General features: G+C 39.6%; 14 protein-coding genes. 13 read left to right on the plus strand and 1 reads right to left on the minus strand.

Annotated features, from left to right (window positions below; all coding sequences use genetic code 11):
* Positions 1–26 precede the first annotated feature (26 nt).
* From AXK38_02790 to AXK38_02835, 10 genes are all read left to right on the plus strand, one after another.
* A complete protein-coding gene (locus AXK38_02790) occupies positions 27–725 on the plus strand; it encodes an N-acetylmannosamine-6-phosphate 2-epimerase (protein ID AMH88243.1) in 699 nt (232 codons plus the stop codon).
* Between the two features lie 113 nt (positions 726–838).
* Positions 839–2,167 (plus strand): sugar ABC transporter substrate-binding protein, encoded by a 1,329-nt coding sequence (locus AXK38_02795; GenBank protein AMH88244.1) that lies wholly within the window; start codon positions 839–841, stop codon positions 2,165–2,167.
* Positions 2,168–2,302: 135 nt separating this feature from the next.
* Positions 2,303–3,190 carry an acetylneuraminate ABC transporter permease gene (locus tag AXK38_02800; protein ID AMH89610.1) on the plus strand — a complete coding sequence of 296 codons (888 nt, stop codon included), beginning with the start codon at positions 2,303–2,305 and terminating at the stop codon, positions 3,188–3,190.
* A gap of 15 nt (positions 3,191–3,205) precedes the next feature.
* Positions 3,206–4,045: a sugar ABC transporter permease gene (locus AXK38_02805; GenBank protein ID AMH88245.1), complete on the plus strand. Its 840-nt coding sequence runs from the start codon at positions 3,206–3,208 to the stop codon at positions 4,043–4,045.
* Positions 4,046–4,170: 125 nt separating this feature from the next.
* Positions 4,171–4,623: a beta-galactosidase gene (locus AXK38_02810; GenBank protein AMH88246.1), complete on the plus strand. Its 453-nt coding sequence runs from the start codon at positions 4,171–4,173 to the stop codon at positions 4,621–4,623.
* 282 nt (positions 4,624–4,905) lie between these two features.
* Positions 4,906–5,550: a hypothetical protein gene (locus tag AXK38_02815; protein AMH88247.1), complete on the plus strand. Its 645-nt coding sequence runs from the start codon at positions 4,906–4,908 to the stop codon at positions 5,548–5,550.
* Between the two features lie 173 nt (positions 5,551–5,723).
* Entirely contained in the window at positions 5,724–6,641 is a 918-nt protein-coding gene (locus tag AXK38_02820; GenBank protein AMH88248.1) for an N-acetylneuraminate lyase, read from the plus strand.
* 17 nt (positions 6,642–6,658) lie between these two features.
* Entirely contained in the window at positions 6,659–7,543 is an 885-nt protein-coding gene (locus AXK38_02825; GenBank protein ID AMH88249.1) for a hypothetical protein, read from the plus strand.
* A 96-nt stretch (positions 7,544–7,639) separates the two neighbouring features.
* Positions 7,640–7,927: an XRE family transcriptional regulator gene (locus AXK38_02830; protein AMH88250.1), complete on the plus strand. Its 288-nt coding sequence runs from the start codon at positions 7,640–7,642 to the stop codon at positions 7,925–7,927.
* A complete protein-coding gene (locus AXK38_02835; GenBank protein AMH88251.1) occupies positions 7,917–8,267 on the plus strand; it encodes an addiction module toxin RelE in 351 nt (116 codons plus the stop codon). Before AXK38_02830 ends, AXK38_02835 begins: the two co-directional genes overlap by 11 nt.
* A gap of 61 nt (positions 8,268–8,328) precedes the next feature.
* On the opposite strand, the gene AXK38_02840 is transcribed toward AXK38_02835, so the two are convergent.
* Positions 8,329–9,180: an RpiR family transcriptional regulator gene (locus AXK38_02840; GenBank protein ID AMH88252.1), complete on the minus strand. Its 852-nt coding sequence runs from the start codon at positions 9,178–9,180 to the stop codon at positions 8,329–8,331.
* A gap of 208 nt (positions 9,181–9,388) precedes the next feature.
* Between AXK38_02840 and AXK38_02845 the strand changes: the two genes are divergently transcribed.
* The 3 genes from AXK38_02845 to AXK38_02855 all read left to right on the plus strand — a co-directional run bounded on the left by AXK38_02845 (position 9,389) and on the right by AXK38_02855 (position 13,257).
* Positions 9,389–11,431 carry a penicillin-binding protein gene (locus AXK38_02845; GenBank protein ID AMH88253.1) on the plus strand — a complete coding sequence of 681 codons (2,043 nt, stop codon included), beginning with the start codon at positions 9,389–9,391 and terminating at the stop codon, positions 11,429–11,431.
* 10 nt (positions 11,432–11,441) lie between these two features.
* The gene (locus AXK38_02850; protein AMH88254.1) at positions 11,442–12,038 is read left to right on the plus strand and encodes a recombination protein RecR; all 597 of its coding nucleotides are present in this window, start codon (positions 11,442–11,444) and stop codon (positions 12,036–12,038) included.
* 175 nt (positions 12,039–12,213) lie between these two features.
* Positions 12,214–13,257, plus strand: a complete 1,044-nt coding sequence (locus AXK38_02855; GenBank protein ID AMH88255.1) for a D-alanine--D-alanine ligase — start codon at positions 12,214–12,216, stop codon at positions 13,255–13,257.
* Positions 13,258–13,295: the final 38 nt, after the last annotated feature.

Raw genomic sequence — 13,295 nt, forward strand, 5'->3', positions numbered from 1 at the left:
AGAAAAAAGGAAAAGGAGGAAAAAGGATGCCACAGATTACTAAAGAAGCCTTGATTGCACAAATCAAAGATGGAATCATTGTTTCTTGTCAGGCCCTTCCTCACGAACCGCTTTATACAGAAGCGGGAGGAGTCATCCCCTTGCTGGTCAAAGCGGCTGAGCAAGGTGGAGCAGTCGGTATTCGAGCCAATAGTGTTCGTGATATCAAGGAAATTAAAGAGGTTACAAAACTTCCGATTATAGGGATTATCAAACGAGATTATCCACCTCAAGAACCCTTCATCACTGCTACTATGAAAGAAGTTGATGAATTAGCAGAACTAGATATTGAAGTGATTGCTCTAGACTGTACTAAACGCGAACGCTACGATGGTTTGGAGATTCAGGAGTTTATCCGTCAGGTTAAGGAAAAATATCCTAACCAGCTCTTGATGGCTGATACTAGTACCTTCGAAGAAGGGTTAGCAGCCGTAGAAGCAGGAATTGACTTCGTTGGAACAACCTTATCAGGTTACACATCTTACAGTCCAAAGGTAGACGGTCCAGATTTTGAACTAATCAAGAAGTTCTGTGATGCGGGTGTAGATGTTATCGCTGAAGGGAAAATTCATACACCAGAACAAGCCAAACAAATCCTAGGATATGGAGTGCGAGGTATTGTTGTTGGTGGCGCTATTACTAGACCAAAAGAGATTACAGAACGCTTTGTTGCTGGTCTTAAATAACACAATCTCAAAATAGAGGAGAGTGGTGGAAGCGTCGGATAAAATGAAAACGTATACAGATGCAAACTTGCTCATTATCCAATATGGATACGCTTATAAATAGGAGAATACAAATGAAATTTAGAAAACTAGCTTGTACAGTGCTTGCGGGTGCTGCGATTCTTGGCCTTGCTGCATGTGGTAATTCTGGTGGAAGTAAAGATGCTGGAAAATCTGGTAGCGATAGTGGAAAAACAGAAATCACTTGGTGGGCATTCCCAGTCTTCACTCAAGAAAAAACTGGTGACGGTGTTGGAACATATGAAAAATCAATCATCGAAGCTTTTGAAAAAGCAAATCCAGATGTAAAAGTGAAATTGGAAACCATCGACTTCAAGTCTGGTCCTGAAAAAATCACAACAGCTATCGAAGCAGGGACAGCTCCAGACGTACTTTTTGACGCACCAGGACGTATCATCCAATACGGTAAAAATGGAAAATTGGCTGACTTGAACGACCTCTTTACAGACGACTTTGTTAAAGATGTTAACAATGAAAATATTGTAAAAGCAAGTAAAGCTGGCGATAAAGCTTATATGTATCCAATCAGTTCAGCACCATTCTACATGGCTATGAACAAGAAAATGTTGGAAGAAGCTGGAGTTGCGAATCTTGTAAAAGAAGGCTGGACAACAGACGACTTTGAAAAAGTATTGAAAGCACTCAAAGCTAAAGGCTATACACCAGGTTCATTGTTCAGTTCAGGTCAAGGGGGAGACCAAGGAACACGTGCCTTCATTTCAAACCTTTATGGTGCTTCTGTAACTGATAAAGATGTTACTAAGTATACAACTGATGATCCTAAATTCGTTAAAGGTCTTGAAAAAGCAACTAGCTGGATTAAAGATGGTTTGTTGAACAATGGTTCACAATTTGATGGTGGAGCAGACATCCAAAACTTTGCTAACGGTCAAACATCTTACACAATCCTTTGGGCACCAGCTCAAAATGGTATCCAAGCTAAACTCTTGGAAGCAAGTAAAGTAGAAGTAGTAGAAGTACCATTCCCATCTGATTCTGGTAAACCAGCTCTTGAGTACCTTGTAAATGGATTTGCAGTATTCAACAACAAGGATGACAAGAAAGTTGCTGCCTCTAAGAAATTTGTTCAATTCATCGCGGATGATAAAGAATGGGGTCCAAAAGATGTTGTTCGTACAGGAGCATTCCCAGTTCGTACATCATTTGGTAAACTCTATGATGACAAACGTATGGAAACAATCGGTGCTTGGACTAAGTACTATTCTCCATACTACAATACAATTGATGGTTTTGCAGAAATGAGAACTCTATGGTTCCCAATGTTGCAATCAGTTTCAAATGGTGATCAAAAACCAGCTGATGCATTGAAAGCATTTACTGAAAAAGCAAACGAAACTATCAAAAAAGCTACTAAACAATAAACCCTAAACTAGATGTTGTAGCCCCTTTTCCCTTTGCACGCTTGTGTAAGAAAAGGGGGCTTTTATTTAAAAGGTAAATCATCATTCTCTTAGGAGATTATCAATAAAAAAGAAAAGGAAAGAGAGGTGCCTACAGTGAAAGTTAATAAAATTCGTATGAGAGAAACCGTTATTTCTTATGCTTTCCTAGCGCCAGTTTTATTCTTCTTTGTTGTCTTTGTTTTAGCACCAATGATTATGGGCTTCATCACAAGTTTCTTTAACTATTCTATGACTAGTTTCCAATTTGTGGGCTTAGATAACTATATCCGTATGTTTAAAGATCCTGTCTTTACAAAATCTCTGATTAACACAGTTATTTTGGTTATTGGATCAGTTCCTGTAGTTGTTCTCTTCTCGCTCTTTGTAGCGTCACAGACCTACCATCAAAATGCTATCGCTAGATCATTCTATCGCTTTGTATTCTTCCTTCCAGTTGTTACAGGTAGTGTTGCCGTAACAGTTGTATGGAAATGGATCTATGATCCACTATCAGGTATCTTGAACTTTGTGCTTAAATCAAGTCATATCATTACTCAAAACATTTCATGGCTTGGTGATAAGCACTGGGCATTGATGGCGATTATGATTATCCTCTTGACAACTTCAGTTGGTCAACCGATTATCCTCTATATCGCTGCTATGGGTAATATTGACAATTCATTGGTTGAAGCTGCCCGCGTTGATGGTGCAACTGAGTTTCAAGTTTTCTGGAAGATTAAATGGCCAAGCCTTCTTCCAACAACTCTTTATATCGCAATCATCACAACAATTAACTCATTCCAATGTTTCGCCTTGATTCAGCTTTTGACATCTGGTGGTCCAAACTACTCAACAAGTACCTTGATGTACTACCTATACGAAAAAGCCTTCCAATTGACAGAGTATGGCTATGCCAATACAATTGGTGTCTTCTTGGCAGTTATGATTGCTATCGTAAGTTTTGTTCAATTTAAAGTACTCGGAAACGACGTAGAATACTAAAGAAAGGAGACAGCTATGCAATCTACAGAAAAAAAACCATTAACAGCCTTTACTGTTATTTCAACAATCATTTTGCTCTTGTTGACTGTGCTGTTCATCTTTCCATTCTACTGGATTTTGACAGGTGCCTTCAAGTCACAGCCTGATACGATCGTTATTCCACCACAATGGTTCCCTAAAATGCCAACCATGGAAAACTTCCAACAACTCATGGTGCAAAACCCTGCTATGCAATGGATGTGGAACTCAGTATTTATCTCATTGGTAACTATGTTCTTAGTCTGTGCAACTTCATCTCTAGCAGGTTATGTATTGGCTAAAAAACGTTTCTATGGTCAACGTATCCTCTTTGCAATCTTTATTGCTGCTATGGCTCTTCCAAAACAAGTTGTCCTTGTACCATTGGTACGTATCGTCAACTTCATGGGAATCCACGATACTCTCTGGGCAGTTATCTTGCCTTTGATTGGATGGCCATTTGGGGTTTTCCTTATGAAACAATTTAGTGAAAATATTCCAACAGAGTTGCTTGAATCAGCTAAAATTGATGGTTGTGGTGAGATTCGTACTTTCTGGAGCGTAGCTTTCCCAATTGTAAAACCAGGGTTTGCGGCTCTTGCAATCTTTACCTTCATCAATACTTGGAACGACTACTTCATGCAGTTGGTTATGTTGACTTCACGTAACAATTTGACTATTTCACTCGGTGTTGCGACCATGCAAGCCGAAATGGCAACCAACTATGGTTTAATCATGGCAGGTGCAGCTCTTGCTGCAGTGCCAATCGTAACAGTCTTCCTAGTCTTCCAAAAATCCTTCACACAAGGTATTACTATGGGAGCTGTTAAAGGATAAGAAACGATTTCTTTTACAGTATCAATTGGCTATTGCTAGCACTATCTAAAAGCCTCCGACAGTAAATGACACTGTTGGAGGTGTTAGTTTTAATCGCTTAATGACGATTTTTAAAGGAGAAAATAATGATTTTTGACGATTTGAAAAATATTAGCTTCTATAAAGGGATTCATCCCAATCTTGACAAGGCAATTGATTATCTTTATGAACATCGTAAAGATTCATTCGAGTTAGGAAAATATGATATTGATGGTGACAAGGTTTTTCTAGTTGTTCAAGAAAATGTCCTAAATAAAGCTGAAAATGACCAGTTTGAACATCACAAGAACTATGCAGACTTGCATTTATTGGTAGAAGGGCATGAATATTCGAGCTACGGTTCACGTATCAAAGATGAAGCAGTAGCATTTGACGAAACAAGTGATATTGGTTTTGTCCATTGTCATGAACACTACCCACTCTTGTTGGGGTATCACAATTTTGCGATTTTCTTCCCAGGAGAGCCACATCAACCAAATGGTTATGCAGGTATGGAAGATCAAGTTCGCAAGTATTTGTTTAAAATTTTAATTGATTAGAATGATAGATCGAGATAGCTGATGACTATCTTATATTCTTCGAAAATCAAATTCAAACCGCGTCAGCTTCGCCTTGGAATATATATGTGACTGATCTCGTCAGTCTTATCTACAACCTCAAAGCAGTGCTTTGAGCAACCTACGGCTAGCTTCCTAGTTTGCTCTTTGATTTTCATTGAGTATTATTGAACACTTTTGAAAATTGAGTTTAAGAGTTGAATCTTATCAATTGATAAATCGGAATGATTTAGCAAGTGATATAAATTATAGGGGGAGTAAAAGATGTCACAAAAAGGAAGAAGTCTCATCAAGGCTGCATTTGATACAGATAATTTTCTAATGCGAATTAGTGAGAAGGTTTTAGATATTGTAACAGTCAATCTTCTCTTTGTAGTAACTTGTTTGCCAATCGTAACGATTGGAGTAGCCAAAATTAGTCTCTATCAGACAATGTTTGAAATCAAGCAAAGTAGACGTGTTCCAGTTTTTAGAACCTATCTAAGAGTTTTTAGGCAAAACCTGAAACTAGGTTTTCAGTTGGGGATGTTAGAATTAGGAATTGTATTTCTAACTCTTTCAGATCTCTATCTTTTCTGGGGTCAAACAGCTCTGCCCTTCCAATTGGTGAAAGCTATTTGTCTAGGTATTCTTATCTTCCTCACCATTGTGATGTTGGCTAGTTACCCTATCGCGGCACGTTATGACCTATCTTGGAAAGAAATTCTTCAAAAAGGACTGATGTTGGCTAGTTTTAACGCTCCTTGGTTTATCTTGATGATCGCAACTATCTTTTTGATTTTGATGATTCTATATCTATCAGCCTTTACCCTTCTATTGGGAGGATCAGCTTTTATTCTCTTTGGTTTTGGACTTCTTGCTTTTTTACAAGTAGGAGTGATGGAAAAGCTATTTGCTAAGTATGAGTAAGGGTTGCAATTATTTCTGAAACTACTTTCAAACGCTCCAAACGCTATTCTATAAGCAAGAAACTAAAATCTAAGTGTCTACAAAATATTGAAAGCCTTTTCGGTAAAGTGTATACTAAAGAAGTAAAGAAAGAATCTGCTTTAGCAGAAAATAAAAATAATAGGAGAAAATCTATGTCAGATTTGAAAAAATACGAAGGTATCATTCCAGCCTTCTACGCATGTTATGATGAACAAGGAGAAGTAAGTCCAGAACGTACGCGTTCCTTGGTTCAATACTTTATTGATAAAGGTGTTCAAGGTCTTTATGTCAATGGTTCTTCTGGTGAATGTATCTACCAAAGTGTTGAAGACCGCAAGTTGATTTTGGAAGAAGTCATGGCAGTTGCCAAAGGTAAATTAACTATTATTGCCCATGTTGCTTGCAATAATACTAAAGATAGTATGGAACTAGCTCGCCATGCTGAAAGCTTGGGAGTAGATGCCATTGCAACGATTCCACCAATTTACTTCCGCTTGCCAGAATACTCAGTTGCCAAATACTGGAACGATATTAGTTCTGCAGCTCCAAATACAGACTATGTTATCTACAACATTCCTCAATTGGCAGGTGTTGCTTTGACTCCAAGTCTTTATACTGAAATGTTGAAGAATCCTCGTGTTATCGGTGTGAAGAACTCTTCTATGCCAGTTCAAGATATCCAAACTTTTGTTAGCCTTGGTGGAGAAGACCATATCGTCTTTAATGGTCCAGATGAGCAGTTCCTAGGAGGACGCCTCATGGGTGCTAAGGCTGGTATCGGTGGTACTTACGGTGCTATGCCAGAACTCTTCTTGAAACTTAACCAATTGATTGCGGATAAAGACTTGGAAACAGCGCGTGAATTACAATACGCTATCAACGCTATCATTGGTAAACTCACTTCTGCACATGGAAATATGTATGGTGTCATTAAAGAAGTCTTGAAGATCAATGAAGGACTTAATATTGGATCTGTTCGTTCACCTTTGACACCAGTGACTGAAGAAGATCGTCCAGTTGTGGAAGCAGCTGCAGCCTTGATTCGTGAAACCAAGGAGCGCTTCCTCTAATCTATAAGGAGGTATTTATGACACACTACGTTGCAATTGATATCGGTGGAACCAACATCAAATATGGCTTGATCGACCAAGAAGGCCAACTTGTTGAATCGCATGAAATGCCAACAGAAGCGCATCAGGGTGGACCTCATATCTTACAAAAGACCAAAGATATTGTAGCCAGCTATTTAGAAAAAGGCCCAGTAGCAGGTGTTGCCATTTCTTCTGCTGGGATGGTGGATCCAGACAAGGGTGAAATCTTCTATGCTGGTCCTCAAATCCCTAACTATGCAGGTACCCAGTTCAAAAAGGAAATCGAGACTAGCTTTACTATTCCTTGTGAGATTGAAAATGATGTCAACTGTGCAGGTCTAGCTGAGGCAGTATCTGGTTCAGGTAAGGGAGCGAGTGTCACTCTTTGCTTGACTATTGGAACCGGTATCGGTGGTTGTTTGATTATGGATGGGAAAGTTTTCCATGGATTTAGCAATTCAGCCTGTGAAGTTGGTTATATGCATATGCAGGATGGAGCGTTCCAAGATTTGGCTTCTACAACAGCCTTGGTTGAGTATGTAGCAGCAGGTCATGGAGATCCAGTTGACCAGTGGAATGGTCGACGTATTTTTAAGGAAGCTACTGAAGGAAACAAAATCTGCATGGAAGGCATTGACCGCATGGTAGATTACCTTGGGAAAGGTCTGGCAAATATTTGCTACGTTGCCAATCCAGAAGTGGTCATTCTCGGTGGTGGTATCATGGGGCAAGAGGCTATCCTCAAACCTAAGATCCGTACAGCCTTGAAAGAGGCTTTGGTACCAAGTTTAGCAGAAAAAACACGATTAGAATTTGCTCATCATCAAAATACGGCAGGTATGTTGGGTGCTTATTATCACTTTAAAACAAAACAATCCTAGTTTGGTTTAACCAAACTAGGATTTTCTAATCAAGTTCCCTTGACTTTCTTTATAATTGTGAGATAATAAAAAAAATATATAAAGGAATTATATAAAATGGCTATAGCGAATTCAAGTAAAATGGTAACCTTCCAAGCTAATAGAGAATTGGTAAACGATGCTATGGAAGTGTTAAAAGAACAAAATCTCTCTCTTTCATCAGCACTCAGATTATTTTTAAAGAATGTTGTCGTAACAAATGGAGTAGATTTACTGAGTGAAGAGGAATTAGAGAAGGAGTATTTGTTTAGACAATTACAAGCAGAAGTTCAAGAAAGTTATGCCAAGATTGAGGCTGGAAATTACTTGACAGATGAGGATGTCGTGACACGCTATGGATTATAAAAAATATAGGATTTTGTATTCTCCTAGAGTGATTGATAGTCTGGATAAAATATATCAGTATATAGCGGAGGAAATCGGTTTTGTAGAGGCTGCGAGAAGAAAAGTGGCGAGTATCAGAAAAGATATTAATCGTCTAGAAATTTTCCCCCAAGCTGGATTTGATGCCGATGAAAAATTTGGTAAGAAATTAGACCCTCGCTACCAAACGCGAGGATTGACCTTGAGTAAGGATTACATCGTATTATATACAATTGTTGAGGATACCGTCAGACTTGCTTATTTACTCCCTTCAAAAAGTGATTACATGAAATTATTCAAGACTAAGTCAAGATACGACTGATTCATAATCTTGAAGAGGTATGTTTGGTGATGAATAAAAATCCTAGTTTGGCTGAGCTAAACTAGGATTTTCTTATACGTTTTTGTCTACGATAGCCGTTGAGTTTCTTATTTTCCCAGTAGCTATTAAAGATTTTTTCCTTGCTTTCTCGATTGATTTCCAAAAAATAGGCATAAATCAAATCGATAAAGAAGAGCATAGGAAGTTGAGCGGATATCCGTTGAATGTAGGAAGGTTGGCTGTGAGTGGCAACAAGAACGGTCTCTGTGTAGGGCTGACTATCCTTATTGGGCACACTTGTAAAGAGAACAGTTTTTGCGCCCATCTCTTTAGCGTCTAATAAACTGTCTAAAATAGAAGGAGTTGAGCCAGAAAGTGAGAAACCCAGTACCAGACAATTCTCATCCATAATACTAGTTGTCCAAGCAAAGCCGTCTTGGTCTGTCAAAGCTTCGCAGACCACACCTAGACGCATGAAGCGCAATTTCATTTCACGGGCTACAAGGCCAGAACTCCCTGTTCCGAAGAAGTATATACGCTCAGCATCTTCGATTAACTGGGCAATTCGTTCTAGTTGGATTTCGTCAATCAAATCTTGTGTTTGTTCCCTCATGTTGCTATAACTTCTGAGGACTCGTTTGGTCAGTGGACTGTGCTTGGAGACTTGATTGGCTTGATTTTCTGCCTCATGTTGGTATTGGAAAATAAATTCTCGGTAGCCAGTAAAGCCACACTTTTTAGCAAAGCGGGTCAGAGCAGCCTGAGAGATATGTAATTTTTGAGTAACCTGTTGGGAGGAAAGGTCATCTTGAATCGTTTCTGCTTGTAAAAAATAGCGAGCGATTTCTTGCTCTAGGTCTGTCATTTCTTCAAAATGTGAATCAATGACAGTTGCGATATCTGGTTTGTCCATAGGGAAGGCTCCTTTAAATGAGTCGTGTTGGAAAAAGACTAGATTATTGAACTTTTACATTCATTATAACATATAATATAGGGATGGATAAATAAAAACGTATCTTACTGTAAAAACGAAAAAAAGCTTCTTTCTTTTCCATAATTTTCTGCTCAAATTGTGGTACAATTAAGAGTAAGATTTTAAGTTAGAAATGAGACTGATTTGTATGAGAAAATTTAACAGCCATTCGATTCCGATTCGGCTTAATTTATTGTTTTCAATCGTCATTTTACTCTTTATGACCATTATTGGTCGCCTGCTTTATATGCAGGTTTTGAACAAGGATTTTTATGAAAAAAAGCTAGCCTCAGCTAGTCAGACCAAGGTCACAACCAGTTCTGCTCGTGGGGAAATCTATGATGCTAGTGGAAAACCTTTGGTAGAAAATACATTAAAGCAGGTTGTTTCCTTTACGCGTAGTAATAAAATGACTGCTAAAGATCTGAAAGAAATCGCTAGTCAGTTGCTGGGATATGTGAGCATCAGTTCGCCAAATTTGACAGAACGCCAGCTGGCTGATTACTATTTGGCTGATCCTGAAATCTATAAAAAAACAGTGGAAGCTCTCCCGAGTGAGAAACGATTGGATTCAGATGGCAATCGCCTATCCGAATCAGAACTGTATAACAATGCGGTCGATAGTGTCCCAACAAGTCAACTAAACTATACAGAGGATGAAAAGAAAGAAATCTATCTTTTTAGTCAGTTAAATGCTGTTGGAAACTTTGCGACAGGAACCATTGCGACAGATCCTCTAAATGATTCTCAGGTGGCTGTTATTGCCTCTATTTCAAAGGAGATGCCTGGCATTAGTATTTCTACTTCTTGGGATCGAAAGATTTTGGAAACTTCCCTTTCTTCTATAGTAGGGAGTGTATCCAGTGAAAAAGCTGGTCTCCCAGCGGAAGAAGCAGAATCCTATCTTAAAAAAGGCTATTCTCTAAATGACCGTGTTGGAACCTCCTATTTGGAAAAGCAATATGAAGAGACCTTACAAGGAAAACGCTCGGTAAAAGAAATCCATCTGGATAAATATGGCAATATGGAAAGCGTGGACACAATTGAGGAAGGTAGTAAGGGAAACAATATCAAACTGACCATTGATTTGGCCTTCCAAGATAGCGTGGATGCTTTGCTGAAAAGTTATTTCAATTCCGAGCTAGGAAATGGTGGAGCCAAGTATTCTGAGGGTGTGTATGCAGTCGCCCTTAACCCCAAAACAGGTGCTGTTTTGTCTATGTCAGGACTCAAACATGACCTGAAAACGGGAGACTTGACGCCTGATTCCTTGGGAACGGTAACCAATGTCTTTGTCCCAGGGTCAGTAGTTAAGGCCGCTACCATCAGCTCAGGTTGGGAAAATGGTGTTTTATCAGGAAACCAAACCTTAACAGATCAGCCTATTGTTTTCCAAGGTTCAGCTCCAATTTATTCTTGGTATAAATTGGCATATGGATCTTTTCCTATTACAGCTGTGGAAGCCTTGGAGTATTCATCTAATGCTTACATGGTTCAAACCGCTCTTGGAATCATGGGCCAGACCTATCAACCAAATATGTTTGTTGGAACCAGCAATTTGGAAACAGCTATGGGAAAACTTCGTGCGACCTTTGGCGAATATGGCTTGGGGGCTGCGACCGGAATTGACCTACCAGATGAATCTACTGGATTTGTTCCCAAAGAGTATAGCTTTGCTAATTACATCACCAATGCCTTTGGGCAGTTTGATAACTATACGCCCATGCAGTTGGCTCAGTATGTAGCAACTATTGCAAATGATGGTGTTCGTGTGGCTCCTCGTATTGTTGAAGGTATTTATGGAAATAATGATAAGGGTGGCCTTGGGGAATTAATCCAAGCAATAGATACCAAGGAAATCAACAAGGTCAATATTTCTGAATCAGATATGGCAATCTTGCACCAAGGATTTTATCAGGTTGCTCATGGGACTAGTGGGTTGACAACTGGCCGTGCCTTTTCAAATGGTGCCTTGGTATCCATTAGCGGAAAAACGGGTACAGCCGAAAGCTATGTGGCAGATGGTCAGGAAGCAACCAATACCAATGCGGTGGCCTATGCTCCATCTGATAATCCTCAAATCGCTGTTGCAGTGGTCTTTCCTCATAATACCAATCTAACAAATGGTGTAGGACCTTCCATTGCGCGTGATATTATCAATCTGTATCAAAAATACCATCCAATGAACTAGAAAGGAATTTATGCTTTATCCAACACCTATTGCTAAGCTGATTGACAGTTATTCTAAGTTACCAGGTATCGGGATTAAGACGGCTACGCGTCTGGCCTTTTATACGATTGGGATGTCTGATGATGATGTCAATGAATTTGCAAAAAATCTCCTTTCTGCTAAGAGAGAGCTGACCTATTGCTCCATCTGTGGTCGTTTGACTGATGACGATCCTTGCTCTATCTGTACCGATCCAAGTCGTGACCAGACAACGATTTTGGTGCTAGAGGATAGTCGTGATGTGGCGGCCATGGAAAATATCCAAGAATATCATGGACTTTATCATGTTTTGCATGGCCTGATTTCCCCCATGAATGGCATCAGCCCAGATGATATCAATCTCAAGAGCCTCATGACTCGTCTCATGGATAGTGAGGTTTCAGAAGTCATCGTAGCAACCAATGCCACGGCAGATGGGGAAGCGACTTCCATGTATCTTTCACGCTTACTCAAGCCAGCTGGTATTAAGGTTACGCGTCTGGCACGAGGTCTTGCTGTGGGGGCAGATATCGAGTATGCGGACGAAGTTACACTCTTACGAGCCATTGAAAATCGGACAGAGCTGTAAGTCTAGATAAATTAATAAACTAAATTCATTTATACAAAAAATCAAGGAGATCGATATTTGTTTTATCGGTCTCTTTTTAGATTACTTTAAGACCAGTATCGGGTTCAAGTTTCAAAAAAGAAGCAAATATGATATACTAAAGAGCGAGTATTCTAGTAGAATTAGGACAAGTAATATGAAACAAACGATTATTCTTTTATACGGTGGACGGAGTGCAGAGCGTGAAGTCTCTGTCCTTTCAGCAGAAAGTGTCATGCGTGCGGTTAACTATGATCGTTTCGCAGTCAAGACTTTCTTTATCAGTCAGTCAGGTGACTTTATCAAAACGCAGGAATTTAGCCAGACTCCTGGGCAAGAGGATCGTCTTATGACCAATGAAACCATTGATTGGGATAAGAAAGTTGCACCAAGTGCTATCTACGAAGAAGGGGCAGTTGTCTTTCCAGTTCTTCATGGTCCGATGGGAGAAGATGGCTCTGTTCAAGGCTTCCTCGAAGTTTTGAAAATGCCTTATGTTGGTTGCAATATTTTGTCATCCAGTCTTGCCATGGACAAAATCACGACCAAGCGTGTGTTAGAATCTGCTGGCATTGCTCAAGTTCCTTATGTGGCTATCGTTGAAGGTGATGATATGACTTCTAAAATCGCTGAAGTGGAAGAAAAATTGACTTATCCAGTCTTCACTAAGCCGTCAAACATGGGTTCAAGTGTCGGTATTTCTAAATCTGAAAATCAAGAAGAACTCCGTCAGGCTTTGGAACTTGCCTTTCAATATGACAGTCGTGTTTTGGTAGAGCAAGGGGTCAATGCCCGTGAAATCGAGGTTGGACTCTTGGGAAACTACGATGTCAAAAGTACGCTACCAGGAGAAGTAGTCAAGGATGTTGCCTTTTATGACTACGATGCCAAGTATATTGACAACAAGATTACCATGGATATCCCAGCTAAAATCAGTGATGATGTGATAGCTGTCATGCGTCAAAATGCAGAAACGGCCTTCCGTGCCATTGGTGGTTTAGGCTTATCTCGTTGTGATTTCTTTTATACAGATAAGGGAGAAATCTTCCTAAATGAGCTCAATACCATGCCAGGTTTCACCCAGTGGTCAATGTATCCATTACTTTGGGACAATATGGGAATCAGCTACCCAGACCTAATCGAGCGTTTGGTTGACCTTGCCAAGGAAAGTTTTGACAAGCGCGAAGCGCATTTGCTATAAAAATGAAAGAAGGGGTAGGAGCCAGAACCATCACTACA

This window comes from Streptococcus mitis (genome assembly GCA_001560895.1).
In the GTDB taxonomy this organism is placed as follows: Bacteria; Bacillota; Bacilli; order Lactobacillales; family Streptococcaceae; genus Streptococcus; species Streptococcus mitis_Q.

What these genes read in the sequence shown, in the direction of transcription:
- AXK38_02830 (AMH88250.1), top strand. Translation starts at nt 7,640, where the DNA reads ATGGCTATAGCGAATTCAAGTAAAATGGTAACCTTCCAAGCTAATAGA.
- AXK38_02845 (AMH88253.1), top strand. Translation starts at nt 9,389, where the DNA reads ATGAGAAAATTTAACAGCCATTCGATTCCGATTCGGCTTAATTTATTG.
- AXK38_02815 (AMH88247.1), top strand. Translation starts at nt 4,906, where the DNA reads ATGTCACAAAAAGGAAGAAGTCTCATCAAGGCTGCATTTGATACAGAT.
- AXK38_02820 (AMH88248.1), top strand. Translation starts at nt 5,724, where the DNA reads ATGTCAGATTTGAAAAAATACGAAGGTATCATTCCAGCCTTCTACGCA.
- AXK38_02805 (AMH88245.1), top strand. Translation starts at nt 3,206, where the DNA reads ATGCAATCTACAGAAAAAAAACCATTAACAGCCTTTACTGTTATTTCA.
- AXK38_02825 (AMH88249.1), top strand. Translation starts at nt 6,659, where the DNA reads ATGACACACTACGTTGCAATTGATATCGGTGGAACCAACATCAAATAT.
- AXK38_02850 (AMH88254.1), top strand. Translation starts at nt 11,442, where the DNA reads ATGCTTTATCCAACACCTATTGCTAAGCTGATTGACAGTTATTCTAAG.
- AXK38_02795 (AMH88244.1), top strand. Translation starts at nt 839, where the DNA reads ATGAAATTTAGAAAACTAGCTTGTACAGTGCTTGCGGGTGCTGCGATT.
- AXK38_02810 (AMH88246.1), top strand. Translation starts at nt 4,171, where the DNA reads ATGATTTTTGACGATTTGAAAAATATTAGCTTCTATAAAGGGATTCAT.
- AXK38_02855 (AMH88255.1), top strand. Translation starts at nt 12,214, where the DNA reads ATGAAACAAACGATTATTCTTTTATACGGTGGACGGAGTGCAGAGCGT.
- AXK38_02790 (AMH88243.1), top strand. Translation starts at nt 27, where the DNA reads ATGCCACAGATTACTAAAGAAGCCTTGATTGCACAAATCAAAGATGGA.
- AXK38_02835 (AMH88251.1), top strand. Translation starts at nt 7,917, where the DNA reads ATGGATTATAAAAAATATAGGATTTTGTATTCTCCTAGAGTGATTGAT.
- AXK38_02840 (AMH88252.1), bottom strand. Translation starts at nt 9,180, where the DNA reads ATGGACAAACCAGATATCGCAACTGTCATTGATTCACATTTTGAAGAA.